This is a genomic window from Bacillus sp. FSL L8-0167 (assembly GCF_038630295.1).
GTDB classification, from domain to species: domain Bacteria; phylum Bacillota; class Bacilli; order Bacillales; family Bacillaceae; genus Bacillus; species Bacillus safensis.
Genome location: NZ_CP152027.1, coordinates 3,272,638 through 3,297,898, shown reverse-complemented (window position 1 = coordinate 3,297,898; position 25,261 = coordinate 3,272,638). Strand labels below are relative to the sequence as shown.

General features: G+C 41.4%; 27 protein-coding genes. 11 read left to right on the top strand and 16 right to left on the bottom strand.

Annotated elements, in window-relative coordinates:
- Positions 1 to 11: 11 nt before the first annotated feature.
- The 4 genes from MHB66_RS17050 to MHB66_RS17035 form a co-directional block, all read right to left on the bottom strand.
- A complete protein-coding gene (locus tag MHB66_RS17050) occupies positions 12 to 1,208 on the bottom strand; it encodes a GTP-binding protein (RefSeq protein WP_046312989.1) in 1,197 nt (398 codons plus the stop codon).
- An 82-nt stretch (positions 1,209 to 1,290) separates the two neighbouring features.
- Positions 1,291 to 1,440 (bottom strand): 50S ribosomal protein L33, encoded by a 150-nt coding sequence (rpmG, locus tag MHB66_RS17045; protein WP_024423713.1) that lies wholly within the window; start codon positions 1,438 to 1,440, stop codon positions 1,291 to 1,293.
- A 144-nt stretch (positions 1,441 to 1,584) separates the two neighbouring features.
- Positions 1,585 to 2,007, bottom strand: a complete 423-nt coding sequence (locus MHB66_RS17040; protein ID WP_046312992.1) for a hypothetical protein — start codon at positions 2,005 to 2,007, stop codon at positions 1,585 to 1,587.
- Between the two features lie 164 nt (positions 2,008 to 2,171).
- Positions 2,172 to 2,681: a GNAT family N-acetyltransferase gene (locus tag MHB66_RS17035; protein WP_029706351.1), complete on the bottom strand. Its 510-nt coding sequence runs from the start codon at positions 2,679 to 2,681 to the stop codon at positions 2,172 to 2,174.
- 117 nt (positions 2,682 to 2,798) lie between these two features.
- Here MHB66_RS17035 and MHB66_RS17030 point away from each other — a divergent pair, with 117 nt between their 5' ends.
- Entirely contained in the window at positions 2,799 to 3,695 is an 897-nt protein-coding gene (locus MHB66_RS17030; protein ID WP_034281210.1) for a peptidoglycan DD-metalloendopeptidase family protein, read from the top strand.
- Between the two features lie 84 nt (positions 3,696 to 3,779).
- On the opposite strand, the gene MHB66_RS17025 is transcribed toward MHB66_RS17030, so the two are convergent.
- From MHB66_RS17025 to MHB66_RS17005, 5 genes are all read right to left on the bottom strand, one after another.
- A complete protein-coding gene (locus tag MHB66_RS17025; RefSeq protein ID WP_024423704.1) occupies positions 3,780 to 4,127 on the bottom strand; it encodes a P-II family nitrogen regulator in 348 nt (115 codons plus the stop codon).
- An 18-nt stretch (positions 4,128 to 4,145) separates the two neighbouring features.
- A complete protein-coding gene (locus MHB66_RS17020; protein WP_024426325.1) occupies positions 4,146 to 5,354 on the bottom strand; it encodes an ammonium transporter in 1,209 nt (402 codons plus the stop codon).
- A 191-nt stretch (positions 5,355 to 5,545) separates the two neighbouring features.
- Positions 5,546 to 6,286 (bottom strand): amino acid ABC transporter ATP-binding protein, encoded by a 741-nt coding sequence (locus MHB66_RS17015; RefSeq protein WP_046312994.1) that lies wholly within the window; start codon positions 6,284 to 6,286, stop codon positions 5,546 to 5,548.
- A 10-nt stretch (positions 6,287 to 6,296) separates the two neighbouring features.
- Positions 6,297 to 6,974, bottom strand: coding sequence for an amino acid ABC transporter permease (locus MHB66_RS17010; protein ID WP_080943481.1), 678 nt, complete (start codon positions 6,972 to 6,974; stop codon positions 6,297 to 6,299).
- Positions 6,975 to 7,016: 42 nt separating this feature from the next.
- A complete protein-coding gene (locus MHB66_RS17005) occupies positions 7,017 to 7,904 on the bottom strand; it encodes a transporter substrate-binding domain-containing protein (protein WP_046312998.1) in 888 nt (295 codons plus the stop codon).
- Between the two features lie 157 nt (positions 7,905 to 8,061).
- On the opposite strand from MHB66_RS17005, the gene MHB66_RS17000 reads away from it, so the two are divergent.
- Complete coding sequence (locus tag MHB66_RS17000) at positions 8,062 to 9,450, top strand: MFS transporter (protein WP_046313000.1); 1,389 nt, start codon at positions 8,062 to 8,064, stop codon at positions 9,448 to 9,450.
- Positions 9,451 to 9,488: 38 nt separating this feature from the next.
- Here the strand turns inward: MHB66_RS17000 and MHB66_RS16995 are convergent, their stop codons facing one another.
- The 3 genes from MHB66_RS16995 to MHB66_RS16985 form a co-directional block, all read right to left on the bottom strand.
- On the bottom strand, positions 9,489 to 10,088 hold the full coding sequence (locus MHB66_RS16995; RefSeq protein WP_041115529.1) for an undecaprenyl-diphosphatase: 600 nt from the start codon (positions 10,086 to 10,088) through the stop codon (positions 9,489 to 9,491).
- Between the two features lie 114 nt (positions 10,089 to 10,202).
- Positions 10,203 to 11,390 (bottom strand): MFS transporter, encoded by a 1,188-nt coding sequence (locus MHB66_RS16990; RefSeq protein WP_041115530.1) that lies wholly within the window; start codon positions 11,388 to 11,390, stop codon positions 10,203 to 10,205.
- A 15-nt stretch (positions 11,391 to 11,405) separates the two neighbouring features.
- The gene (locus tag MHB66_RS16985; protein ID WP_024423697.1) at positions 11,406 to 11,819 is read right to left on the bottom strand and encodes a MarR family transcriptional regulator; all 414 of its coding nucleotides are present in this window, start codon (positions 11,817 to 11,819) and stop codon (positions 11,406 to 11,408) included.
- Between the two features lie 347 nt (positions 11,820 to 12,166).
- Here MHB66_RS16985 and spoIIID point away from each other — a divergent pair, with 347 nt between their 5' ends.
- From spoIIID to MHB66_RS16965, 4 genes are all read left to right on the top strand, one after another.
- The gene (gene spoIIID, locus MHB66_RS16980) at positions 12,167 to 12,445 is read left to right on the top strand and encodes a sporulation transcriptional regulator SpoIIID (protein ID WP_008343327.1); all 279 of its coding nucleotides are present in this window, start codon (positions 12,167 to 12,169) and stop codon (positions 12,443 to 12,445) included.
- A 184-nt stretch (positions 12,446 to 12,629) separates the two neighbouring features.
- On the top strand, positions 12,630 to 13,631 hold the full coding sequence (gene mbl, locus MHB66_RS16975; protein WP_007497573.1) for a cell shape-determining protein Mbl: 1,002 nt from the start codon (positions 12,630 to 12,632) through the stop codon (positions 13,629 to 13,631).
- Positions 13,632 to 13,755: 124 nt separating this feature from the next.
- The gene (locus tag MHB66_RS16970; protein ID WP_034281198.1) at positions 13,756 to 14,595 is read left to right on the top strand and encodes a flagellar hook-basal body protein; all 840 of its coding nucleotides are present in this window, start codon (positions 13,756 to 13,758) and stop codon (positions 14,593 to 14,595) included.
- 30 nt (positions 14,596 to 14,625) lie between these two features.
- A complete protein-coding gene (locus MHB66_RS16965; RefSeq protein WP_034281197.1) occupies positions 14,626 to 15,444 on the top strand; it encodes a flagellar hook-basal body protein in 819 nt (272 codons plus the stop codon).
- A 14-nt stretch (positions 15,445 to 15,458) separates the two neighbouring features.
- Here the strand turns inward: MHB66_RS16965 and MHB66_RS16960 are convergent, their stop codons facing one another.
- Positions 15,459 to 16,514 (bottom strand): tetratricopeptide repeat protein, encoded by a 1,056-nt coding sequence (locus tag MHB66_RS16960; protein WP_046313003.1) that lies wholly within the window; start codon positions 16,512 to 16,514, stop codon positions 15,459 to 15,461.
- A 219-nt stretch (positions 16,515 to 16,733) separates the two neighbouring features.
- Between MHB66_RS16960 and fabZ the strand changes: the two genes are divergently transcribed.
- Both fabZ and mscL read left to right on the top strand, forming a co-directional pair.
- Positions 16,734 to 17,168, top strand: a complete 435-nt coding sequence (gene fabZ, locus MHB66_RS16955; RefSeq protein ID WP_012011512.1) for a 3-hydroxyacyl-ACP dehydratase FabZ — start codon at positions 16,734 to 16,736, stop codon at positions 17,166 to 17,168.
- 127 nt (positions 17,169 to 17,295) lie between these two features.
- Positions 17,296 to 17,691, top strand: a complete 396-nt coding sequence (gene mscL, locus MHB66_RS16950) for a large conductance mechanosensitive channel protein MscL (protein WP_024423693.1) — start codon at positions 17,296 to 17,298, stop codon at positions 17,689 to 17,691.
- A gap of 27 nt (positions 17,692 to 17,718) precedes the next feature.
- Here mscL and MHB66_RS16945 read toward each other — a convergent pair whose 3' ends face one another.
- Positions 17,719 to 18,129: a YwpF-like family protein gene (locus MHB66_RS16945; protein WP_024423692.1), complete on the bottom strand. Its 411-nt coding sequence runs from the start codon at positions 18,127 to 18,129 to the stop codon at positions 17,719 to 17,721.
- Positions 18,130 to 18,246: 117 nt separating this feature from the next.
- Here MHB66_RS16945 and MHB66_RS16940 point away from each other — a divergent pair, with 117 nt between their 5' ends.
- The 3 genes from MHB66_RS16940 to MHB66_RS16930 all read left to right on the top strand — a co-directional run bounded on the left by MHB66_RS16940 (position 18,247) and on the right by MHB66_RS16930 (position 20,813).
- A complete protein-coding gene (locus MHB66_RS16940) occupies positions 18,247 to 18,603 on the top strand; it encodes a hypothetical protein (RefSeq protein ID WP_046313005.1) in 357 nt (118 codons plus the stop codon).
- 407 nt (positions 18,604 to 19,010) lie between these two features.
- Entirely contained in the window at positions 19,011 to 19,871 is an 861-nt protein-coding gene (locus MHB66_RS16935) for a Cof-type HAD-IIB family hydrolase (RefSeq protein WP_211043783.1), read from the top strand.
- A 153-nt stretch (positions 19,872 to 20,024) separates the two neighbouring features.
- Entirely contained in the window at positions 20,025 to 20,813 is a 789-nt protein-coding gene (locus MHB66_RS16930; RefSeq protein WP_046313009.1) for an STAS domain-containing protein, read from the top strand.
- A 70-nt stretch (positions 20,814 to 20,883) separates the two neighbouring features.
- On the opposite strand, the gene MHB66_RS16925 is transcribed toward MHB66_RS16930, so the two are convergent.
- Entirely contained in the window at positions 20,884 to 23,661 is a 2,778-nt protein-coding gene (locus MHB66_RS16925; RefSeq protein WP_046313011.1) for a DEAD/DEAH box helicase, read from the bottom strand.
- The gene (locus tag MHB66_RS16920) at positions 23,648 to 25,255 is read right to left on the bottom strand and encodes an SWIM zinc finger family protein (RefSeq protein ID WP_046313013.1); all 1,608 of its coding nucleotides are present in this window, start codon (positions 25,253 to 25,255) and stop codon (positions 23,648 to 23,650) included. The genes MHB66_RS16925 and MHB66_RS16920 overlap by 14 nt, the downstream gene beginning before the upstream one ends.
- Between the last annotated feature and the right edge of the window lie 6 nt (positions 25,256 to 25,261).

Sequence of the window (25,261 nt, the reverse complement as noted above, 5' to 3'; positions counted from 1 at the left end):
ACCCTCCTGGCCTAATTTTGTATTTTCCATTGAAAGGGGTCCTCAAATGTAGTCCAATCTTGATCAAATTCCTCAGGTGTAAGCAAGCATTGATCAAGAGTACGAATGATTTCTGCTTTAGGTAAATCTACACCGATAAACACAAGTTTTGTATGGCGATCACCAAACTCTGCGTCCCACTCATCTAGAAGCTCTGGTTCCTGATTTAATATCCGTGCTTTTTCTTGTTCAGGCAAAGCAGCAATCCAGTATGCAATTGGTTCAATCGCAACAGATTTCCCAGCTTGTGAAATTAAAATGGTTAAATCATGATGTGTGGCAAGCCAAGTAAAACCTTTCGCACGAACGATCTGCTCAGGCATTTGATCTAACCAAGCATTCAGTCTGCCAGTATGAAAAGGGAGTCTTCTTTCGTAAACAAAAGATGAAATTTGGTATTCCTCTGTTTCCGGTGTATGCTGACCATGTCCTGCGTTGATTTCTTTGATCCACCCAGCAGAAGCACTTGATTTTTCAAAGTCGAATAAACCAGTATTCAAAATGTCATCTGGCTGTACTATACCTTTTGAGGTTCTGATGATAGATGCTTCTGGTTGTAGTTTGTTCAGCACATGCTCAAGTCGATCTAATTCAGAGGGAGATACTAGATCACATTTATTGATAATAAGCACGTCACAAAATTCAATTTGATCAATGAGTAAATCGGAAATTTCTCGCACGTCGTCATCGGAAACCGCTTCTTTACGATCTAATAAACTCTCTCCTGACTGGAAATCAGTCCAGAAACGATTTGCATCTACTACTGTGACCATCGTATCTAGCCGGCAAAAGCGGGTCAAATCTATGTTCATTTCTTCATCAATATAAGAAAACGTTTGAGCGACGGGAATTGGTTCACTAATACCGGTTGATTCAATGACAATATAATCGATATTACCCGCCTTACAAAGGCGTTCTACTTCGATTAACAAATCTTCTCTCAAAGTGCAGCAAATACAGCCGTTAGATAATTCAATGAGTTTCTCATCTGATCGAGAAAGCTCGCCGCCTTGTTTGACTAGTTCTGCATCAATATTAATTTCGCTCATGTCATTGACGATCACAGCCACTTTTAATCCTTTGCGATTTTGAAGAACATGATTTAATATCGTTGTTTTTCCTGCTCCTAAAAAGCCGCTTAATACTGTAACAGGTATACGCTTATTCATTTGTTTTTGTCCTTTTGAAAACGATCATTTTGTTTTCCGCCTCACTTAAAAAGTAATCATTACGATTTATGATCTAAAAAATTTATTTTGTTTCTCTATGAAGGGTATATTTCTTTAATCGAGGAGAATATTTTTTTAACTCCAATCGGTCAGGATTCGTTCTTTTATTTTTTGTTGTGATGTAGTTTCTGTCACCTGTTTCAGTACAGGCCAACGTAATATTCACGCGCATAAGTAATAGGATCCTCCTTTAATTCGTAATAGTTACGATTTGTATTTTAAAATGATCAAGACTGAATGTCAAGCATAGGAGAATGATCCAAGTCAAATGATAAAAACAAAAGGGGTATCGAATGACTATTGATACCCCTCCCCATTAATAAAAGTCACCGAGTTCTTGTTCGTAATCACCCTCATACTGCTGGACATCATAAGGAATTTCTTGGAGGAAGGCTAACCCGCCTAGTATAAGTATCAAAACGATGGCAATGAATGAAAGAATAACTGCGGCAATACTTGAAATGGCAAACAGTGTTTGCATTTTCATCATCTTAGCGTACTGTTCTAATAATTCTTCGTAAGAAGTATCTGGAGCCTGAATCAAGTGTTCAGCTGCTTTTACAGATTTTTGTCCATGGATCCCCATCATAATGAGGAAGACGCCAAGGGCTGCAGGAAGAACAAGCCAAAAACCAATAAGAATAGCCAGACCGCCTGAAATATAGAGAAAGATACTACCAACCTTTCCCCACTTTACGATTGAATGAAGAGATTGAATGATTTTCTCAGTTTGTTGCAATGGTGTTCACTCCTTTATGTATTCACTCTTTATCATACTTGAGTAAGTAGTGCTTTAGGAAGAGTGAATGTTGATTGATTCAATTGTTTCTCACTTCACTTCACTTTTTTTACAGCTGTTACTTGCGTCATAAAAAGCGTCTCTTTTTCAGGGAGACGCTCGTTTTATAATTCTTTTCCTAGGATATCTAAATCGTATCTGCTGCCGTCCATTTCTGCGATGCGTGGCAGGTGGCCCCATGTCTCAAAGCCGTGCTTTTTAAATAGTCGAATGCTGGCTTCGTTGTGCCCGAAAATAAAGGCAAGTAACGTTCGAATGCCTAATGAGGGTGCTAAATCAATGGCTTCTTGCAAGAAAAGTGATCCTAAGCCTTTTCCTCGATAGTCTTGGTTTAAATAGATACTCATTTCAACGGTCCCGTTGTATGCAGGCCTTCCGTAAAACGTTTCAAAGCTCAGCCAGCCGTAGATATTTCCATCCTCATCTGTTTTCACATAGAGAGGTCTTTTCTCGGAATGATTCAAAAACCATTGCCGGCGGTCCTCGACAGAAACTGGTTCTGTATCAGCGGTCACTTCTCTTGAAGCAATGGTTGAATTGTAGATATCAACGATGGCTTTGAGGTCATCTTCTGTTGCTATACGGTTGAAAGTTTTCACAATTAAGTCCCCCATCTTTTTTTTCATTTATCATACATATTATTGATGCGATTGCGCAAAATAAAAAGAAAAATGATTTCGTGTGTATATATTTTTTGAAAAGTGTTCAGAATGTTGCTGAGGTGATGAAAAATGAGAGAGGAAGAAAAGAAACGTACTTCCAAAATCACAAAAGTTCAGCAATTTTTCCGTAAGCGCTGGGTATTCCCTGCTATTTACTTGGTCAGCGCAGCGGTCGTGTTAACAGCCGTTCTTTGGTATCAAGCTGTATCAAAAGATGTGAAAGACCAACTATCTGATGGAAATCAAACAGGGCAAGAACAGCGCGATGATGCCGTTGAAGTTGGAAAGCCAATTGAAAATGTCGCAATGCCGGTCCAGAATTCTGATAATGTTTCTGTCGTGAAAAAGTTCTATGAAGCAGATGCTGACCAAAAAGAAAAAGAAGCAGCACTTGTAAACTATAATAACACCTATACCTTGAGCAAAGGTATTGATCTTGCAGATAAAGATGGCAAAGTGTTTGATGTCACAGCTGCTCTTAGTGGAACAGTGGTTCAAGCGAAAAAAGATCCAGTCCTCGGTCACGTTGTTGAAATTGAACATGAAGATGGATTATCGACTGTTTATCAATCGTTGTCACAAGTGAGTGTCAAAGAAGGCGATGAAGTCAAGCAGAATGATGTCATTGGTGCTTCTGGTAAAAATCTATATGGTGCTGAAAGCGGCAACCATGTACATTTTGAAATTCGTATGGAAGGTTTAGCGCTTAATCCGCTTAGCTTCATTGACAAGCCTGTTTCTACAATTGAAAAAGCAGCGCAAGAAGTGACGGAACAAGCAAAAGAACCTGCTCAGCCAAAGACTGAGGAAAAAACGAAGGAACCTGCTGCTGAAGATAAAGCCAAAGAGCCAGCTGGAGAAAAATCTGAAGAAAAGTCTGATGAGAAGGGGAAATCCTCTGATCAAGAAAAGTCTTCTGATTCCTCTAAAGACAGCAGTCAGTCAGAAGAAACAAAACAATCTTAATGTTTTACAAGGTCCTCTGTGTATATAAATATGCAGAGGTTTTTTCTGCTTAAAAAGATCCTCCGCCACTCGGCGGAGGATACACTATAGGGCGGCAGGTCCTTCTTCACCTGTCCGGATGTTGATTGTATTCGCTACCTCATATATAAAAATTTTCCCATCCCCTGGTTCGCCTGTACGAAGTACCTTTTGAGCTGTTTCAACGACCTGTTCGACAGGTACTTTGCTTAGGACGATTTCGATCTTTAATCGTTCGTACACGTTGCTTTCCTTTTTGACGCCGCGGTATAGCTCTGTATGTCCCTTTTGTAAGCCGCAGCCGTGTACATTTGAAAAGGTAATCGAGGTGACACCAATCTTTCCAAGCTCCACCTTTAATGTTTCAAAATTAGCTGGACGTGTGACAATCTCCACTTTATACATTTTGCTCATAGAGACACCCCTTTTTCTTTAATCTTGATAAGCTTTTTCACCGTGCATGGTTAAATCAAGACCCACTGATTCTTCTTCTTCGGTTGCACGAATTTTGAAGAAGACATTGACCACTTTGATGATTACGTATGTCACAACGGCAACAAAAGCGTACGTGGCAACAATCGCGACCACTTGCTTCCAAAGTAAGCTGGGATCTCCGTAAAATAAGCCATTGGCTCCACCGTCATTGACAGAAGTTGTGGCGAAAAGTCCTGTTGCAATTCCTCCCCAAGTACCGCCAATTCCGTGAAGGCCGAATGCATCTAGTGCGTCATCATAGCCAAATTTGGCTTTGAGTGAAAAGACTCCCCAGAAACAGACGATCCCGCCAATGATTCCTATTATAATAGAAGCAAACGGTGTAACAAAGCCTGCGGCAGGTGTAATGGCGACAAGACCTGCGATGGCTCCAGAGATCGCGCCGAGCATGGTCGGTTTTTTGTTGATCATCCACTCTACTAACAGCCAGCCGATGATTCCTGCAGCAGCAGCTGTATTGGTGTTAATAAAGGCAAACATGGCCACGCTGTCTAATGTAAGAGCACTACCCACGTTAAAACCAAACCAGCCAAACCAGATGACAGCTCCGCCAAGAAGGGTGTAGATCAAGTTATGCGGAGAAGAGCTTGCTGCTTCTTTACGCTTCCCGAGCACAATTGCCACGACAAGACCTGCAACACCGGATGAGATGTGAACCACGTTTCCGCCTGCGAAGTCAAGCGCACCCATCTCGCCAATCCAACCGCCGCCCCATACCCAGTGTGCGACTGGAGCGTATACAAATGTGACCCAAAGGAGTGTAAATACAACGACTGCTGAGTAGCGAATCCGTTCAGCAAAGGCCCCTGAGATGATGGCTGTTGTTAAGACGGCAAAGGTCATTTGAAACATCATGAACAATGAATGTGGAATGGTCTCACTATAGGAACCAGGCTCAAAGCCTACGCCTTTCAGGCCCACCCAGTCTAATCCTCCAATCCATGCATTGCCTGGTGCAAAAGCTAAGGAATAACCGAATACGATCCATACGATTGAAACGATCGCTAGTGACGTTAAGCTGTGCATGGTTGTGCTTAACACGTTTTTACTTCTCACGAGTCCTCCGTAGAATAAAGCTAAACCCGGTGTCATTAACCACACGAGTAGTGCGCAGAAGAACATAAATACTGTATCACCCATTTGCATGCTGCATTCCCCCGAATCATTCAGAATTATTGTTTTCTTAATTCTTCATTATAGAGAGAAAAGTCATATATAACATATACGTGTAAGTTTATCTGACATGGTTTTTGGTTAAGTTCAATATAAATGGATGAAAAGTTCGTAAAAAATGAGCAAAAACGTAAGTTAAGCACTAAAAATGAAGGGCGTTTGACCTATAAAATGGAGCTGAGAAACAGTTTTGTACGTTCCTCCCTAGGAGAATCAAACAAGTCCGAAGGGACGCCTTCTTCGACGATGCGGCCTTCGTGCATGTAGACGACACGATCGGCAACTTCTTTCGCAAAGCCCATTTCGTGTGTGACAATGACCATGGTCATGCCTTCTTTTGCGAGGCTTTTCATCGTTTGCAGCACCTCGCCTACAAGTTCTGGGTCAAGGGCAGACGTAGGTTCGTCAAATAACATGACATCAGGCTTCATGGCGAGAGATCTGGCTATGGCTACACGCTGTTTTTGGCCGCCTGATAGTTTAGAAGGATATACGTTGGCTTTATCCGCAAGTCCGACTTTTTCTAGCAAGGTGCTGGCTTCAGCGATGGCTTGCGCTTTCTTTGTTTTTTTCACCATAACAGGCGCTTCGATGATATTTTCAAGCACAGTTTTGTGCGGGAAAAGATTAAAATGCTGAAACACCATTCCTATTTTTTGTCTCATTTCGTTTAATTGATCTCGCTTTGGATGAACAGGGCTGCCATCAATGATAATATCTCCATCATTTTTTATTTCTAAAAAGTTCATACAGCGGAGCAAGGTGCTTTTTCCAGAACCGCTTGCACCAATTAAGACGACCACATCATTTTCATATACGGTGAGATCGATATCTTTTAAAACATGAAGCTCTCCAAAGTATTTATTGAGTTTTTCAACACGAATGATTTCCTTTGATTCTGTCATGCTTCTCCTCCTATTGGTCACTGGCTGATAGTTTCTTCTCAAAGGTTTGGACAGCGAATGTTAACAGCAGGACAAGAACTAAGTAATAGACGGCTACAACAAGTAAATACGTCATATTGTCAAAGCTGTTGGAGCCTTGCGTGGTGGCGACGTTAAATAGTTCATTGACACTGATAAAGGCGGCGAGTGATGAATCTTTTAAGCCGATAATGAACTGGTTGCCAAGAGGGGGAAGAGCACGCCGCATCGCTTGAGGGAGAATGATACGCCTCATTGTTAAAAAACGACCCATACCAAGAGAGCGTCCTGCCTCTTTTTGCCCCTGATCGATGGATTGGATGGCGCCTCTGAATATTTCGGCTATATAGGCGCCATTATGAAAGGCGAGCGCAATGGAAGCAGCCCAGAAGTCGGGTATATTCAATTCTGTGAGGCCGAAATATAGGATGAAAATCTGAACAATAAGTGGTGTTCCGCGTACAAGAAAGATATAAGCATTGGCGATATAACCGAAAACGGCTATGCGGGATATTTTCAATAAAGCAAAAAAAAGCCCGATGAACATACCGATGAAGATGCTGATCACCGTCAGCTGTAAGGTGATCAGCATTCCTTCTAAGAAAATACTTCTTGAATCAATGAGTGTCTGAAAAAAGTGTGATAGGGTAGGCAAAACAATCATCTCCATTTGAAGAAAGTGCGCCTATAAAAGGGGCGCACAATCGTGGTTTTAATCTTGTTTGACCGTGATGTCTTCATCAAAGTACTTTTTGCTAATTTGTTTTAATGTTCCGTCTTTTTTTAGTGCGTCAATCGCATCGTTGATCTCTTTTATGAGCTGTTCATTTTCTTTTGAAACAGCAATTGCCTGCTCACTTTGTCCGAGTCTTTCCTGCGCTGTGATTTTCAATTTTTTCTTCATCGCTTCTGCGCCTGTGGCGAAATCTGTCACGACTGCATCGTGTTTTCCGTTGGCCAGTGCTTCTAAGGCGACGACATCACTATCATAATACTTTGGTTCTTGCCCGCTATGTTCCTTGGCAATATCAGCGTAGGACGACCCTTTGGATACAGCAATTTCTTTGTCTTTTAAGTCATCCGCATGTTGAATGTCTGATCCGGGTCTTGTGAAAATTTGCGGACCAGAATAGTAATAGGGTTTAGAAAAAAGGACGTGTTTTTTTCGTTCCTCATTGATGGTATGACTTGCAACTGCCGCATCAAATTTACCTGCTTTCACGCCTTCGACGATGCCTGCGAATTTATATTTTTTCTGTATAGGTTCGAGACCTAGTTTGTCACTAATCGCATTGCCTACGTCGATATCAAAGCCGGACATCTGATTTCCATCCATGTAACTAAACGGATGAAATTCACCTGATGCTGCAAAAATAAATTTTCCATCCTCCAAAATTGGCGACCCTTTCGCTGTAGAATTACGTTTATCTCCGTTCCCATTTGTTTCATTTGAACCGCACGAAGACAGAAGTAATACTGCAACCGAGAAAAGGGCTGGGACCCAAAACCGTCTTTTTTTAATAATAAGCTTCTCCTCCTTTTCAGCCGTTCTCCATATCAGGAGAAAGTAGGCTTTTAAATATGTGTAGCATCTTACCATTTGTTCCTCATATTCTCAATTTTATATGTGTTATTCCAACAATCGTCCTTTTTAGAATGTATGTCTTGCTTTTCTAAGAGAGAACTTGAATTGATTAGGGTAAAAAAGGGAAATGAATCTCATAATAACGAAAGGATTGCAAAAAGGAGGTGAGTGTATGAACAAGTGGAGAGACAACCGAAAAGTTTTTTTAACCGCTATTGCCTTTGGAACGATGTTGAATCCACTGAATTCATCAATGATTTCTTTGGCCTTGCATCAAATTCAGCATGAATTCGGTTTGTCGTTTACGACCGTATCTTGGCTTATTTCTTCTTTTTATTTAGCCAGTGCAGTGACGCAGCCGGTGAGCGGCCGGATTGGGGATCATGTCATGAGCCGGAGAACCTTATTTTTATTCGGTCTGGTTCTTGTCGCAGTCTCAGCCATTTGCGCGCCGTTTGCCCCAACGTTTGCGGTGCTGATTGTGATCCGTTTGTTACAGGCGATGGGAAGCAGTGCCATTTATCCTTCTGGGGTCGGACTCATTCGGGATCATATTCAAGAAAGACAGGCTTCGGCGTTAGCGGTATTATCCATTTTTGCTTCAGCGATGACGGCGCTTGGGCCGACGCTTGGCGGATTTTTGATGACCATTGGCGGCTGGCCGGCTGTCTTTTTAGTGAATCTGCCTTTTATTTTGATCAGTTTCTTTCTCGGCCTATTTTTGTTTCCGAAGGAGCAGAAGAAGAAAAAGCTCCGCATAGGCGAAACTGTGCGAACACTCGATTTGCCAGGGATGCTTCTTTTTACCGTCTGCATTGTTCTCCTGCTTTCATTTTTATTATCACTGGGTGATGGCATTCAATATGTTCAAGGTATTCTTTGTCTCCTGAGTGCAGGCGCTTTTATCTGGTGGGAGTATCAGGTGGATGAACCGTTTATTCAAATACGGATGTTCAGGGAGAAGCAGCGGCTGTCACTTGTGTATGTGCAATTTATCATTTTAAATATCTTTTTCTATTGTCTCTTTTTTGGTTTGCCGAGTTATTTTCAGGATGAGTTAGGCTGGCGTGTGGAGATGACGGGTCTTTTTATGCTGTGTATGTCAGGGGTGAGTATTATTGTGTCACCGCTGACTGGAAAGTGGGTGGATCGCGGGGATGAACGCCATCCAGTTTTAGCGAGTGCTGTATTGATGCTGGCTGGAGCGTCTGCCATGACTTTCTTTTTTATTCCTGCGCCATTATGGGGGAAAGGATTGGTTCTAGCTCTGCTTGGGCTCAGTTATGGGATTGGGAGTGTTGCGCTCCAAGCTGCGATGCTCAAGGCAAGTCCTCAGCACATGATTGGCACGTCCTCTGGACTTTTTCAAACATGCCGCTACCTTGGTTCTATTCTGTCGTCTGCTGTGCTTGGTATGCTGTTTGGGGATGAAATTGCTGGTGCTCACTTTGCGCAATTAGGCTGGACATTGATCATCATTTCTCTTATTGGCATTGGTGTCAGTCTTTATTTTTCGAGTGTGGTTAGAGGGGGAAAGCCAATAAAAAAAGCGGCGCGATAAGTGGAAGGAGAATCTTCATCACGTTATCGCAAGTCCGCTTAAGAGTTGGACAGGTCTGAGCCCTGATCCTTTGTCTTCCTTCTGAAAATTTTCCCTACAATTGTCTCGTAAAATGTCACGATACGATCAATAGGAGAGTCAAAGAACTTCCATAATTTATTCATGATAAAGACAACCACAATCGATACGACCAAGCTGCCTAAAACATCAAATGGATAATGATGACCGACCCAGATGCGGGAGAATCCTGTAAGTAATCCAAAGACGAGCAAGATGTTGCCAAGCCTTTTATTACGGGATCGAATGGCTAATGAAAGAGCCAATGCACCTGTTGTATGGTCACTTGGGAAGGAAGCATCTGCTGAGTGCGGGATGAGTGTGTCGACTTTATGCGCCACAAACGGCCGCTCTTCATAATGAAACAATGTAATGGCAAAGTTGACGATAAGTGCTGCAATGCCTGTTACACCGGAAAAGAAGACATGCTTCTTAAATTTGTGATTCCCTAAAAACCAGCAAATCAATAAGACAAGGGCGTACACAAGAATGGCCTTTTTCGTAATAAAGATCATGGCCTGATCTAAAAACTCAGAATGGTGAGCCATCCCGTGTATGACTTTAAACAATTCGTAATTCAAAACATCACCTATACTTTCGCTTAATGCTAACTATTTTTCAACAAAGCCTGTATGCTCTATTTGGAATATCCTATATTTTAGCATGTTTCCGGCGAAGTTTAAAATAGTACCCTTTTACTCTGAAAGGGAGACCTTTTGTGCTTTTGCTTCCTGAGGTTTTCGTTCGCTCCAATAAAAAACGCCCATACTCAGTAAGACCACAATACCCGCAATGAGGTACACATTTGAAAAGTCTGTGAAACTGACAAGGAGTCCAAAGACAAATGAGCCGGCAGCAATACCTGTATCATACAGGGTGAAGAAAGTAGCCGTCGCATATCCCGTACGATGAGCTGGTGAGTGCTGAATCGCAAGTGTTTGTAAACATGGCACGAGCGAACCGTAGCCAAGTCCAATCACAGCGCCTGATAGAAGAAGCATTGTAGCTGAATGTGTCGCTGTCAGCATCCATAAACCAATGGCAAAAAGGGCAATCGAAGGATAGATCACAACGTGAGCTCCAACCCGGTCAAAAAGTCTGCCTGTAAATGGACGTGATCCAAGCATTGCGGCCGCAAATACAATAAAGAAATAACTACTTGCACCCATTAAATGAAGTGAATTGGCATAAACTGAAATAAATGAAATAATCGGCGAATAACAGAAGGAAATAATAATGCCGACGGCCGCTGTTTTTAATGCGCCTTTTTCAAACAGGTGAGAAAACGTGAATCGGAAGACAATGCTTCCACCGTTTTCAGGCTCTGGCTGTCTAATCAGCATCGTAAAAGCGGCTCCGATGGTCACGATAATGGAAAAGAGAAGAAATAATGAATGAAATCCTATTTTTCCTACTTGATTCAGTGCGATAAACGGACCGATGACAACAGCGAGGTTCATAGACATCACAAAGTATCCGAGTCCTTCCCCGCGTTTATGTTTCGGGATCATATCAGCCGCAATGGCACTGGCGACTGTCGTCAAAATACTAAAAAAGATCCCTTGTACGAAACGCAGCATAAGAAGCGTTTGGAATTGATCAATCGGGATGTATAAATAAGTGAGTAAGGCAAAGGCCGTAGAAGAGAAAATCGCCATCCGTTTTTTGCCAAATTTCTCAATAATGGCGCCAGAAAACGGTCTTGTCACAATAGCAGATAATAAGAAGACCGTCACAAGGAGACCGCCCTGTGATTCTGTTCCATTTAGTTCATCCATTGTGTAAATGGGCAGTAATGTCAAAAGGGCATAAAAAGAGGTGAACGTAAATAAATTCACCAGGACAATCATGATAAAGTCTTTTGTCCATATGCGTTCGTTCATGATGTATGTCACTTCCTATTCAGTTGATAATTTGTGTAAAAGTGTATGGAGGAGTTGTTTTTCTTCGTAGGTAAAATCTGAAAGACATTCTTCTTCAAATTGTTCCATCGTGCGTTTGATTTCTTCAAATCGGGCTTTTGCATCATCTGTCATCACGATCAGATTCTCACGTTTGTCTTTTCCTTGTACACGTTTCACCCAGCCGTTTGCTTCTAAACGGGTGACGGTTCTGGTGATGGTCGGTGCTTCGACGTTCAAATATGTCCAGATGTCTTTTTGGGTTTTCGGGCCGAATGTATCCAAACAAAAAAGCACAGTCCACTGGGACATGTACAAGTCATAAGCAGCAAGCGCTTCGTTCGCCTTTTTAGACAGCAGCCGTGCGCCTTGATGTATTTGATGTAAACACTCTCTATTTAACGTATCCATATGCTCACCTTTTTTAAATATTTAGCTAGGTAAATAAATTCACCTTTTCTATTTTACGTGCTGAACTCTTTCTTGTAAAGTGAAAATTTTCGCGCCCCGAAATGATTTTTTGTTTTGCCTTTTCTGATAAATCCCTTGTCCCATCTTCATTTTTAGCATATTCCCTATTCAATGCTAATACACTGTTACAAACCTGACAAAGAGAGTGTTTGAGGTGAGGGATCGTGTTTGGCATTTACTACCTAATGGATGAGAAATTACGACGAACAAGCGCCGCTGAAAATGGATAATCTTCATACGGATCTCATTTCACACTTCTCACATCCATTTTAGGGAGGTCGAGTGGTGTGCACGATTACATCAAAGAGCGAACAATCAAGATAGGAAAGTATATCGTGGAGACAAAGAAAACCGTTCGTGTTATTGCGAAAGAATTTGGAGTCTCTAAAAGTACTGTACACAAGGATCTAACAGAAAGACTGCCAGAAATTAATCCAGATCTGGCTAATGAAGTAAAGGAGATACTGGATTATCATAAATCAATCCGCCACTTGCGAGGAGGAGAAGCCACCAAGTTAAAGTATAAAAAAGAAGAAATTTTAGAAGGCGAACCTGTGAAACAGTAAGCTTAGTTCTTTGTTCATAAACATGATATATATATCTTCCTCATATCGGTAGTTTCTAACCACAAATTTTGTAAAGACTTTTGTAAAGAAATATCTTTTTTTCTGCAAATTATGATAGAATATATAATTAGGGCAGAATGTGGTATTTGCTATGGAAACAGATTTTCAAGGAGGATATATATAGATGTTTGCTAGGGATATTGGAATTGATCTTGGTACTGCCAATGTACTGATTCATGTCAAAGGAAAAGGAATTGTGTTAAATGAACCATCTGTGGTAGCTCTTGACAAAAACAGCGGAAAAGTTTTGGCTGTTGGAGAAGAGGCTAGACGTATGGTTGGACGTACGCCTGGGAATATTGTTGCGATTCGTCCATTAAAAGACGGCGTAATCGCTGATTTTGAAGTAACTGAAGCGATGCTCAAGCATTTTATTAACAAATTAAATGTGAAAGGGCTGTTCTCTAAGCCGCGTATGCTCATCTGCTGCCCGACAAATATTACATCTGTTGAGCAGAAGGCGATCAAGGAAGCTGCTGAAAAAAGCGGTGGTAAGCATGTATTTCTTGAAGAAGAGCCAAAAGTAGCAGCGATTGGTGCTGGTATGGATATTTTTCAGCCAAGTGGAAACATGGTCGTAGATATTGGAGGCGGAACGACAGATATCGCTGTCATCTCAATGGGTGACATTGTAACCGCCTCTTCTATTAAAATGGCTGGAGACAAATTTGATCTGGAAATTCTAAACTACATTAAAAAAGAGTACAAGCTGTTGATCGGTGAGCGCACGGCTGAGGATATTAAGATCCAAGTTGCAACGGTATTCCCAGACGCACGTCACGAAGAGATTTCGATTCGTGGACGAGACATGGTGACAGGATTACCAAGAACGATTACCGTCACAAGCAAAGAAGTAGAAGAAGCATTGCGTGAATCTGTATCTGCGATTGTTCAGGCTGCGAAGCAAGTTCTTGAGAGAACACCGCCTGAATTATCAGCTGATATTATCGATCGCGGCGTCATCATTACAGGTGGCGGAGCTCTTCTAAACGGGCTTGATCAATTGCTTGCAGAAGAGCTGAAAGTACCAGTTTTCGTTGCTGAAAATCCAATGGACTGTGTAGCAGTTGGTACTGGCGTGATGCTTGATAATATGGACAAGCTGCCAAAGCGTAAACTCAGCTAATGATTTCCCTCATTCTTTTTAGAAAGAATGGGGGATTTTTATTAAAGAACCCTGCTAATCAGCCGATATATTTCATAGAAGATTGTGTTTAGGTCATGTGAAAGAATTTGAATGAGGTGAGCACGTGTTAAAAGGACTATACACCGCAACATCTGCCATGATCGCTCAAGAGCGGCGGACAGAAATGCTTTCAAATAATATCGCAAATGCGAATACCCCAGGCTATAAAGCGGATGAAGGGGCAATGCGTGCATTTCCAGAAATGCTGCTGAGCCGAATGGAATCAGGACGTTTCCAAACATCCTCAGGCAAAGGCTTTAGCGTTCCACTGCAATCGCCGATTGGTGGAATCAATACCGGGACATATATGCAGGAATTAATCCCTCAATTTACACAGGGAACTTTAAAAACAACAGATCAAACAACAGACATAGCACTAGTTGAAAATAATGTGCCGATCAATCCAGAGACCAATCAGAAATCAGCGCTATTTTATGCGGTCAACACACCAGAAGGCGTTCGTTATACGAAAAGCAGCTCCATTACATTGAACGCACAAAATCAATTGACGATTAATGGCCGTGCTCTTCTTTCCGTGACGGGTCAGCCGATTACGGTTCAGAGTGAGAATTTCAAAGTGAATGCAGATGGTACTGTGTCTGAAAATGGGCAAAATCTTGGTCAAATCGATGTACGTGTTGCGATGGATACAAGAAACCTAGCGCGTGAAGGAAATGATTTATACCGTACAGCTGATAACCAGCCCCTGCCAAGTGCAGTCAATAACGGTCAAATGTCCTATACGTTAAGCCAAGGCGTATCGGAGCTCTCGAACGTGGATGTGACGAAATCATATACAGATATGACAACGGCTTACCGAGCATTTGAAACAAATCAAAAAGTGGTTCAGGCGTATGATAAAAGCTTAGAAAAAGCAGTGAATGAAATTGGCAGAGTGTACTAATCAAGAAATGAAAAAGAAAGGAGGATTCTCATGCTTAGAACGATGATAAACGCAGCTGTATCGATGAATGAAGTGCAAAAGCAGCTTGACATCATCAGCAATAACATCGCGAACAGTGAAACAACAGGGTACCGCGCGAAAAACACCCGTTTCTCAGAGCTGATCAGACAGCAGTTTAATCAGGTAGATGAAAAAAATGAGCAGGTGGCAAACAGTCGTCTGACACCTGCTGGGTTAAGGCTTGGCACGGGGACAATGGTTAATGCCTCCATTAACTCGCTGCAAGGCTCTATTAAAGAAACAGGACGTGATCTTGATGTTGCCTTCGGAGCGCCGTCGCAGTATTTGCAGGTCAACGCCGGCGGTAATATCCGTTATACAAGAGATGGTTCACTTTACTTGCAGCCGGGCAATAATCGTAATCAAGTGCAGCTTGTCACGAGCGAAGGCTATCCGATTCTTGATGAAAACGGAAATGCGATCGTCTTAAATGCAAATTTCCGTGATATTTCAATCGATAAAAATGGGCGGCTTACGGCGATTTCAAGAGACAATCAACCCAATCAGCAAGTGAATCTGGGCGTTGTACAAGTCAATAATTCGTCAGCACTTGTCTCTGAAGGAGATAATTTGTTCTCAGTCGATGGAACCTATCAAGGTGCATTAACAGCACTAAATGGAGCAAACCGAGAGGCGATTCAGCTTCAGCAAGGTGCACTGGAAACATCAAATGTGGACATGTCGAAAGAATTAACAGACCTCATGACAACACAGCGTTCCTATCAGATGAATTCAAGAACAATTACGATGGGCGATCAAATGCTGGGATTAATTAATACAATTCGATAATCAGCAGGCTGGTATCAGCCTCTCATGATAAAAAAGGCGGCTCGCTCAAAGTCGCCCTTTTTTTTATAAAAATCTGAGACATCAGCAAGAAGATCCTCAAGATCAATCCAGGCTTCTTTTCGTTCAAGACATGTGACGAGCGTGGCGATCTGCTCATCTGCCTTTGGCGTTTGGCTGTAGAGAAGAGATAAGATTTGAAACTTCATTCTTAATATATCAAACTGGGAAGCAACAGCTTCTTTCAGACCTTTTTGAATATACTTCATCCCTTCATCGGTTAAATTTTCTTTAAAACAGGAACGCACAGTTTCGTATAGGCACGATACATAGGAGTGTGCTGACTTTCGGTATGCTGGAAGACGAAGCGCTTTTTTGAAGTATTCCAGCGCTTCCTTATGACGGTTTTGTCTTGACTGAATAAAGCCAGCATCATAATAAACGATACCGAGCAGCTCTTGATCATCAATCTTTTTCACGTAATCAATAATTTCAATGAAAATATCTTCCGCTTCCTTATATTTTTTCTGGTCGCTATAGTTGAGAGCGAGCACAATTTTACACCGATAGATGCTATGGATATCACCGTGCTTTGCAAAAATATCCATGGCTTTTTGAACATGACGAATCGATAACAACGAGTAACGGTTGTTATAATAAACACCGCTTGTACGGAAATGGAACTCTGCTTCCTCCAGCTCATCGTTAAGTAATGGCAGTCGTTCCTCAGCCTTTTCGAGATAATGAATCGCATCATTTTGATCACTTTTTAAAGATTCATATAATCCGAGAAAGAAATAAAAATAATATTGCAGTTCTTCGTTCATTTCCTCTTTGTGGGGCAGCAGTTCATGTTTGAGTTTTTCTAAGTCCTCTGTCTGATTCATCCAGAGCTGGTGACGGAAAAGCATCAACTGATAATGGAAATAGAGTTCTTGTTTTTTTGATAATTTCCGTTTATATTTTAGCAGTGTTTTTTTGATTTCTTCAGCCTTCGAAAAATGTCGATGCTTTAGCATTGTATACCAGGAATGGAGAAGTTTTTTTACGGATTTATCGCTCATAAAATTCATTTTTACCCTCTTATTCAATCAATGATGTAATATATATTACCATATTTGTGAAAAAACATTGAGTGTAGTGTGGATTATATTTGATGACAATTGGTAATGGTAGATTCTATTTTTTACCATATGCATAAGGCGAATATTGAAAAATGCCAGCATTCATAATATACTTCTATAGGAATCAAATGAAGATCAGCGATATAGAAAAGAAGGAGAGATCAAGATATGCTTGATGCTCAGCAAATTCAAGACATTATTCCACACCGTTATCCATTCTTATTGGTCGACCGTATTTTAGAGGTCGAGGGAGAAAAAAGAGCGGTTGGAATTAAAAATGTCACAGTGAATGAAGAATTTTTTAATGGCCATTTCCCTGGTTACCCAGTCATGCCGGGTGTGCTTATAGTAGAAGCACTCGCACAGGTTTTTGGTGTGATTATGTTAGGCAAGGAAGAAAACAAAGGAAAAATCGGTTTGTTTGCAGGAATTGACGGATGCCGCTTCAAAAGACAGGTCAAGCCTGGAGACCAGCTTCGTTTAGAGGTTGAAGTGACGCGCCTCCGCGGGCCGGTTGCAAAAGGAAAAGCAGTAGCGACGGTAGATGGCGAGGTTGCATGTGAAGCAGAACTGACATTTTCTATTGGTCCTAAAGTATCATGATTTTTCTGGCGGTTCATCAAGCATGAATCGCTTTTTTATTTAGAAACGTTCAGTTAGAACGGATAAGGACTTGCAATTTTGACAAAAAAACGTCATATTAGACAAAAAAAGATGAAGGTGATAAAGGATGCTGAAAGAATTTAGAGAGTTTGCAGTCAAGGGCAATGTCATTGACTTGGCAGTAGGTGTCATCATTGGGGGAGCATTTGGCAAAATTGTCACTTCTCTTGTGAATGATTTAATCATGCCGCTTGTCGGTATTATTATTGGAGGGCATGATTTTAGCGGTTTATCCATTAAAATCGGAGCCGCTCAAATTTTATATGGGAACTTTATTCAAACAGTGGTTGATTTCTTAATTATCTCGTTTTCCATTTTTATCTTTATTCGTTATTTGAATAAGTTAAAACGGAAAAAGGTTGAGGAAGAAGAGGTTGTGGAAACGCCGGATCAAACGGAAGTTTTGCTAACTGAAATTAGAGATCTATTGAAAAATCAAAGCCAGTCTAAAGATGTGCAATAGAAAAAGAGCGGCTGATCCCGCTCTTTTTTATGTGTTTTGTTTAAAAGCATCCAGTAGTTTTTCTCCTGACAGCCCCTCTTTGACGAGGTCTTTTAATACTTCTTCAGTTTCTGTTCTGTAACGATTTGTAATCATTTTACCATCGAGTAACACAGAAATGTTTTCTTCTAAGGCAACGATGTTTTTGACTTGGACAGATAGATGAACAGGGCGGTTGTTTTCTTTAGTGATCGTTACAAGAATCTTCACTTCTGTGTGCTGCTGAAAGAGTACCTCAAACACCTGTCTATGTTTCTTTGGAATGAGTGCCTCGATCATCCAGTGATTTTCACCGTCTTCTTTATTAATGATTAAACCGTCACGAAGGGGAATGCTGGACATTTTATCTTGCTGTGGATCAAGTTCAATTTTTAAATCAATCAGCCTAAAGGTTTTCATATTTATCACCTCACAAGCGTTCATTATTCGTAAGTATTATTATAGCATACAACATCTGTATAAATGAAACCGCTGCCTGCTTAGAACTAGCTGCACATGAGTGAAAGGAGATGTTTTATGGAGTCCTATCAATTGAGAAACATTCATATTGGCGACGACAAGACAAAGAGTGATATACGTGTTTATTCGTGGGGAGATATTCTTTCATTTTGTGATGTGTATATGGAAGAAGGAGAGTCACTCACGTTTCAATATGTCACCGAGGATCAAATGGACTGTTTTGAGTTTCAGCTGTCGGTTCATGATGGCCGGCTTTGTTTTTATTGGTTTGCGTGGGATGGATCTGATTATATTCACATGCCTTCTAGTAATTGGATTCATTCAGATATTTTTTATCAATTTATGAAAAATAAGTATTTTATCAAACAAAACAAGATGATGTTTTATACGCAAGCGGTAAAAAACAGAAATTAATGAGGATATAGAGAATTTGAAGGCCTATTTTGCTATTTTCCTGTTTTGTCACATACGGCCTTTCTCCGTAGACTAGGGGTAGCTGAAAGGAAAGGAGGCAAGTCCCGAATCAAAAGGTAATGTCTATCATCTGACAGCCCCCCCTCTAGCTAAAGCTGATAGATGCTGCCTTGTTCATATGAACACTGCGTAATATAGAACCAATGCTTCTTTGTATAGGTCATGTGTCCCCTTGTGAATCCCCTTTGTGTGTATCCGGTCATATTTGCGTGGCCGGATACCCTTTTATTCACTGTTTAACCGATCAGCTCTTGCAAATAGTGGATACTCATTTCATAATGATGATGGATTTTGTTAACGGTATGTCGGTTGAAAATAAAGACAAAAAGGAGAGAACGATGACAAACATTCAATTAATCGCAACGGATTTAGATGGAACTTTATTGAACAGTGAACACAAAGTGAGTCAGGAAAACGAGCAGGCATTAAAGGAAGCAGCTGCGAATGGAATTGAGGTTGTCGTGTCAACAGGGAGAGCGTATTTTGATGTGAGGTCTATTTTTGACCAGCTTGGTATGAATACATGGGTAATTAGTGCCAATGGAGCTGTGATTCATGATCCAACTGGACAAGTGTACCATTCAGCTGCTTTACAAGAAGAAAAAGCTAAACATATATTGTCATGGCTTGAAGAACGTGATTATTATTATGAAGTCTTTACAAACGAAGCCATTTTCACACCAAATCGCGGAAGAGAGCTTCTTGCGATTGAAATGGACCGTTTAAAAAGTGCAAATCCAGAAACGGATCAAAATGTCTTAAAACAAGCGGCAGAAGTTCAATACAGCCAGTCGGGTTTTTCTTATATTGATACATATAAAGAATTGTTTCGTGAGGATCGAAAGCTTTCATTTTACAATATCTTAGGTTTTTCTTTCTTTCAGGACAGATTGAAAGCTGGATGGGATATGTTTGGTGATGATTCAGATGTAACATTGGTCAGTTCGGCTGATCATAACTTTGAAATTGGTTCAAAGGACGCGTCTAAAGGGCAGGCATTAACAAGGCTAGCAGAAAGACTAGGTATTCCTTTAAGTAGGGCAGCGGCTGTAGGAGACAGTTTAAATGATGAATCAATGCTTCGAGCTGCTGGTGTTGGGGTTGCAATGGGGAATGCGAGACAGGATATAAAAGAAATCGCTGATCACGTGACGTTATCAAATGATGAACACGGAGTCGCGCATATGATCCGGCACCTTTTGAAATAGATGAATCAGATGTCTTGGTATAAATCACATAGGATGAAGCGCATTCTACAAAAGAGGAATTCAGAACCACTTCTATTTACACATGATGTGGAACATCATATAATTTAATTATGAATATAACCCGCTTGTAAGGAAAATAAGGAGAGTAAACGAATGGCGCTGGAATCTTATAAGTCCGAAAATCTGCATTTAATCAAGGAAGCCTTGGACTATACTCAGGTTGGCCTGACGGTGACGGACCCGTCTTTACCTGATAATCCTTTAATATATGTGAACAAGGGCTTTTTAGATATGACAGGCTATCAAGAAACCGAAGTATTGGGAAGGAATTGTCGTTTCCTTCAGGGAGATGAAACTGAGCAAATCACTCTCAAACAAATTAGAACATCCATTGAGAACAAAGAGGCTGTCACGGTTCAGCTGAAAAATTATAAAAAATCTGGACAAGTGTTTTGGAACGAGTTAAGTGTCGCTCCTCTTTGGATTGACGAAAAGGAAGGAAAACGTCTTTATTTCGTTGGTCTGCAAAAGGATGTCACGAAAGAGAAGGAACAGCAGGAGCTTCTTGAGCAATCAATTGATGAAGTGCTGAATATTTCTGTCCCAATCGTTCCGGTGAAAGATGGTATCTCTGTGTTACCGATCATTGGTACGTTAACAGCGCCTAGATTTGATAAGATCATTTCAACGGTCTCCACCTATATCTCTCAATCCAAGGATGATTATTTTATTGTCGATCTGTCCGGATTATTAGAAGTGGATTCATTTGTGGCAGATGCGATCTTTAAGCTGAACGATTTGATTTTAATGACAGGTACTGAACTCATTGTGACAGGAATTAAACCGAATCTTGCAATGAAGATGGGAGAAATGAGAGAGGACTTCCGTGAATTAAATACGTATATGAATGTGAAATCTGCATTGAAAAAACTGAACATTTAGCACACGTTTATATGAAATAAAAAAGAGGACTTTTCATTAGGCTTGAGAAAAGTCCTCTTTTTTGCTGTGATTAAGATGATTGAGCGGCGGCACTTAAGGTAAATAAGTCTTCTAGTTCGTTTGTCGATAGCTCTGTAATCCAGCTCTCGCTTTGGATAATTTGATCATTTAATGTTTGTTTTGTTTCGAGCATTTGATCGATTTTTTCCTCGATTGTGCCCGTTGTGATCATCTTATGGACGTGAACAAATCGTTTTTGTCCAATCCGATAAGCTCGGTCTGTCGCTTGGTTTTCCACAGCAGGATTCCACCATCTATCGTAGTGAATGACATGGTTTGCGGCGGTTAGGTTGAGTCCTGTTCCTCCTGCCTTTAAAGAGAGAATTAAGATATTGAATTCTTTCTTCTGAAAGCGGTCCACCATTTTGTCCCGCTCCTGTTTTGAGAGACTGCCATTTAAAAATTGGACTGGTTCTCCAAACATCTTTTCTGCCAGCTGCTTGATCATGTTGCCCATTTCAATATACTGCGTAAAGATGAGGCAGCTTTCTCCTTGCTCATGTATTGTTTTTAACAGCTCTGCGAGTTTATCCATTTTTAACGAACGTTTCAGCAGTTTCACATCTGTTCCCCGCTCTTTTAAATAGAGAGCAGGGTGATCACAAATCTGTTTGAGTCTGCCAAGCATACTTAAAATAATGGCTTTTCGCTGCATCCCTGTTAATGATGCCATGTGTTCAAATGTATCCTTCACGAGCTGTTCATATAAAGACGCCTGCTCAGCGGAGAGCGGAATGAATTCTTTTTCTTCGAGTTTCTCAGGCAAGTTCAGGGCAACCTCTTCATCTTGTTTTGTTCGTCTTAATAAAAATGGTTTAATCAGCTGCTGCAGCTGTTCAATTCTTTTTTCTTCACGGTCTTTTTCAATCGGAAGGACGAACTTTTTATGGAAGCTGGTCAGGCTGCCGAGATATCCTTTGTTGACGAAGTCGAATATGGACCAAAGCTCTGTCAAACGGTTTTCCATTGGTGTCCCGCTGAGGGCAATGTGATGCTGTCCTTTGAGCTGTCTAATCGCTCTCGATTGTTTCGTATGGGCGTTCTTGATGTTTTGGGCTTCGTCTAAGCAAATGGTATTCCACTTTGCTGCCGTTAATTCATCACGATCAGAATGTGAGAGTCCATAGGACGTCAGAACAATATCTGTTGACTCGTATGCTTTTGTGAAGTCCTCTCCCTGTGGACGCGATGGCCCATAATGCAGGGCAACCTTCAAATGTGGTGCGAATGTTTCAAGCTCTCGCTGCCAGTTTCCTAAAACAGAGGTCGGCGCAATGATGAGAGATGGAGCGGCATTTTGCTCCTGCTCCTTCAAATACGTGAAATACGCGATCATTTGAATCGTTTTTCCAAGTCCCATATCATCTGCTAAACAAGCCCCAAATCCATGAGATCTTAAAAATAAAAGCCAATTCACGCCATGCTGCTGATACGGACGCAGTGTGCCTTTAAAGGACTCACTCATTTCGTAAGAAGGCAGCTCGTGCGAATCATTTAATTGGTGGACAAGCCCTCTTAATTGCGATGAAAGTTCAAATTGAATATGGGCAAATGCTGAACTGTCTAGTAGCTCTGGAATCGATTCAGAGGAAGCTTCTTGATCTGCCAGTTCGCGTGACAAAATATCAGACATGTGAAGTCCTTCATTTTCGGCACGCTCCATCCACTTTTTCATTTGCTGAATGAAGGTCGGGTCTATTTTGATCCATTGTCCTCGAATGTTGACAAGGCGTCGTTTGCTTTGGACAAGCTCGTTGAACTCATCTTCTGTCAGTTCAATGCCGTTTGTAGCAAAGCGCCAATTAAAGTCCATTAATGCGTCCATTCCGACATGTGATTCGCCTCGAGGGGTAGAAGAAATCCTTGCTTTTAACATCATCGTGCTGTCTTTGACAATTTGCCACCATGATGGGAGCAGAATCTCAATGCCCATATTGACAAGTGTTTCACTTGCTTCAGATAGGAAGAGCCACGCTTCTTCTTCTGACATGAGTGTGGTGCCAGATGTGAAAGAAAGCCAAGGGACGATTTGACTGAATCGTTCCATCTCTCTTGAAATTTTATCTTGATATGGATGCCAAGACTTTTTCAATGAACGAATGCCTTCAAAAAAGTGAAGGTCACTGTTTTTCTTGTCCCGCAAAAACAATTCGATTTTCCAATCATCTCCGTCAAAATCCGGTTCATTTAAGCGCAAGCCGACAGTGAACGGCGTTTCGTCATCAATCCAGCCAATCGTCTCCAAGAAATCCTGCTCATCTAGAAAATGTCCTTGGAAGGATGAGAGCGCAGGCGATTGTGCGGTCATGCGGTTCCATTTGTGCTGCAAGGCATCATCATATTGAATGTAATCCTGTACAGCAAGGGAGAACCAATCAGCCGTATAGCCATCTAATAGGCCTTCTTTATCTTTAAACCGAAGTTCGCCTTTTGTCCACGCCTCATAATCGGGAACGAAATCTTCGTCCTCAATGAATTCGTAAATGGTGGAGGCAGTCTTCATCAGTGGTTCCGTTTCATCCGTTAATGTCACATGACTAAACGTATTAAATGAATTTTTTCCTAGCAATTCAACGGTCATCCAAGGGCTTAACAGAAAGGCAGGTGTGCCAATAAAGCTGACATCTTCTAAGAATGTTCCGTAGAAAGAAGATTCGTGCCATTGGAAAAGCTGCCTCTTCATTTCATTAAGCGGAACAGGGTGTCCGTCCTCTGCTTGCGCTGAAATGGTGAAAGAGAAATCTTCAGTTTGTTCTGCATGAATGACAATTTGTTTATGGCGTGTCATCAATCAATTTTCCTTTCTTCATTTCCTCTTGGAACGCACGCAGCCGTTTTGTTGAATCTTGCAGCTGCTTTACATACCTTTCCCAGATCGCGGTTTTTTTCGTTTTATGATAAAGCGTGCGCAGTTTCTTCAGCATTTTCACAGACTCTCGATAAGCACTTCGATTCTTTTGATCGAGGAGCAGTGAGATTTCACGGTGGTACGATGGAATGAGGGCTTCCGGCTCCTCTTTTGCAATCTGTTTGATCAAATCCTTCTCCAGTTCACTAATGGAGAAACCAACAAGGCTGTGAATCTCAATCCATTCCGCATAACGCTGCTGTGCATACAAGAGCTGACTGTATTCTGTAAACGCATAGGGCATACAGATTTGTAGGTAGCGTTCATATAAATGATGGTCCTTCGTCTGCTTAAAGTATGCATCTAAATAAAAGAAGAAATCACTGACGGCTCCCCGCAGTTCTCTATAGGAAAGGTCGAGCTGGCAATATTCCTCTAATATATAGGTGATTTCATGATACCAGAGCTTGAGGCGCTTCCAGTCCTTTCGGTTTGTGAGATCCTTCAGCCAATTAAGCACATTTGGCAGCATATCCGCATTGAGCAGCTGTAATTGCTGAAAGAGGCTTTCGTCTTCTTTCAGTAAATAATCCATGTGCATCAGGCCGATGGTACGTTCAACCGTTTGTTCTTTCTTCTGGGCGTTCTTTAGTAATTCTGTTTCTTTTTTGACCCATTTCCCTCTATTTAATATGGTGCCCCAAATCTCCATAAAGACCGCTACTCGTTCATGCTGGAAAGGTCCATTGATTTGAAGAAGTGTGCGAACGGCAGTTGGTGTGTTTTCAAGAAACGGATCGAGGGAAAAGGAAAGGGCGTATGTCTTCAAATGATCCACTGAATCGAAAATGGTGTTCATGAGCTGTTCTACATATGGATTCATGGAATAAAAGTCCTTTTCGGCATCAAGCCGGCCGAGGTCGATGAGTTCATGAAGCCTCAGCCATACATCGATCGACGTATGAATCGCATACAAGCTCTTGAATTCAGGTGAAGCAGGTGCGTGTTTTTTTAGGATCGATAAATAGCCGTAATACAAATGCTGCGGTGTTTGCTGATGCTTCGGTGTCCGTTTCAGCCAGAGGTTAAATTCCTCTTGGAAAAAAGTCAGCCAGCTTTGGAGTGATTGTTCGTCTGGGCGCTTCACTTGGAAGTGCTGGCGAATCAGTTCTTTGCTGCGCTGTAATTCATCTTTTTCTGACCAATTTTCTGTAAATCCGGTCACACTCTCTACTTGAGCGTATAGCGAAAAGAAGACAGCAAGAATGTGTTTGCAAAGTCCATCTGCTGGACATGAGCAGCTGCTTCTCACAGGAAACAGCACATGAAGGTGGACCTTTGCTGCCACGACGTCATGTACATAAGCTGACCATTCGGTATCAGACTCTTGCTTGAGCCGATATACGCTGTCCTGTCTATAAGTAATCAATGCTTTTTTGATGAGTTGTTTGTTCTCATCTGTTGCAGGAAGAAGTTCTTTGATCTGTTCGGCAGTTTGTTTGATTTCTTCTTCGTTGAAGTTGTGCTGAAGCATTTGATC

Excerpts from the sequence above, each read along its gene's own strand:
- MHB66_RS17050 (WP_046312989.1), bottom strand. The coding sequence starts at position 1,208 with ATGAATAAGCGTATACCTGTTACAGTATTAAGCGGCTTTTTAGGAGCA.
- rpmG (WP_024423713.1), bottom strand. The coding sequence starts at position 1,440 with ATGCGCGTGAATATTACGTTGGCCTGTACTGAAACAGGTGACAGAAAC.
- MHB66_RS17035 (WP_029706351.1), bottom strand. The coding sequence starts at position 2,681 with ATGGGGGACTTAATTGTGAAAACTTTCAACCGTATAGCAACAGAAGAT.
- MHB66_RS17030 (WP_034281210.1), top strand. The coding sequence starts at position 2,799 with ATGAGAGAGGAAGAAAAGAAACGTACTTCCAAAATCACAAAAGTTCAG.
- MHB66_RS17025 (WP_024423704.1), bottom strand. The coding sequence starts at position 4,127 with ATGAGCAAAATGTATAAAGTGGAGATTGTCACACGTCCAGCTAATTTT.
- MHB66_RS17020 (WP_024426325.1), bottom strand. The coding sequence starts at position 5,354 with ATGCAAATGGGTGATACAGTATTTATGTTCTTCTGCGCACTACTCGTG.
- MHB66_RS17015 (WP_046312994.1), bottom strand. The coding sequence starts at position 6,286 with ATGACAGAATCAAAGGAAATCATTCGTGTTGAAAAACTCAATAAATAC.
- MHB66_RS17010 (WP_080943481.1), bottom strand. The coding sequence starts at position 6,974 with ATGGAGATGATTGTTTTGCCTACCCTATCACACTTTTTTCAGACACTC.
- MHB66_RS17005 (WP_046312998.1), bottom strand. The coding sequence starts at position 7,904 with ATGGTAAGATGCTACACATATTTAAAAGCCTACTTTCTCCTGATATGG.
- MHB66_RS17000 (WP_046313000.1), top strand. The coding sequence starts at position 8,062 with ATGAACAAGTGGAGAGACAACCGAAAAGTTTTTTTAACCGCTATTGCC.
- MHB66_RS16990 (WP_041115530.1), bottom strand. The coding sequence starts at position 11,390 with ATGAACGAACGCATATGGACAAAAGACTTTATCATGATTGTCCTGGTG.
- MHB66_RS16985 (WP_024423697.1), bottom strand. The coding sequence starts at position 11,819 with ATGGATACGTTAAATAGAGAGTGTTTACATCAAATACATCAAGGCGCA.
- mbl (WP_007497573.1), top strand. The coding sequence starts at position 12,630 with ATGTTTGCTAGGGATATTGGAATTGATCTTGGTACTGCCAATGTACTG.
- MHB66_RS16965 (WP_034281197.1), top strand. The coding sequence starts at position 14,626 with ATGCTTAGAACGATGATAAACGCAGCTGTATCGATGAATGAAGTGCAA.
- MHB66_RS16960 (WP_046313003.1), bottom strand. The coding sequence starts at position 16,514 with ATGAATTTTATGAGCGATAAATCCGTAAAAAAACTTCTCCATTCCTGG.
- fabZ (WP_012011512.1), top strand. The coding sequence starts at position 16,734 with ATGCTTGATGCTCAGCAAATTCAAGACATTATTCCACACCGTTATCCA.
- mscL (WP_024423693.1), top strand. The coding sequence starts at position 17,296 with ATGCTGAAAGAATTTAGAGAGTTTGCAGTCAAGGGCAATGTCATTGAC.
- MHB66_RS16945 (WP_024423692.1), bottom strand. The coding sequence starts at position 18,129 with ATGAAAACCTTTAGGCTGATTGATTTAAAAATTGAACTTGATCCACAG.
- MHB66_RS16940 (WP_046313005.1), top strand. The coding sequence starts at position 18,247 with ATGGAGTCCTATCAATTGAGAAACATTCATATTGGCGACGACAAGACA.
- MHB66_RS16930 (WP_046313009.1), top strand. The coding sequence starts at position 20,025 with ATGGCGCTGGAATCTTATAAGTCCGAAAATCTGCATTTAATCAAGGAA.
- MHB66_RS16925 (WP_046313011.1), bottom strand. The coding sequence starts at position 23,661 with ATGACACGCCATAAACAAATTGTCATTCATGCAGAACAAACTGAAGAT.
- MHB66_RS16920 (WP_046313013.1), bottom strand. The coding sequence starts at position 25,255 with ATGCTTCAGCACAACTTCAACGAAGAAGAAATCAAACAAACTGCCGAA.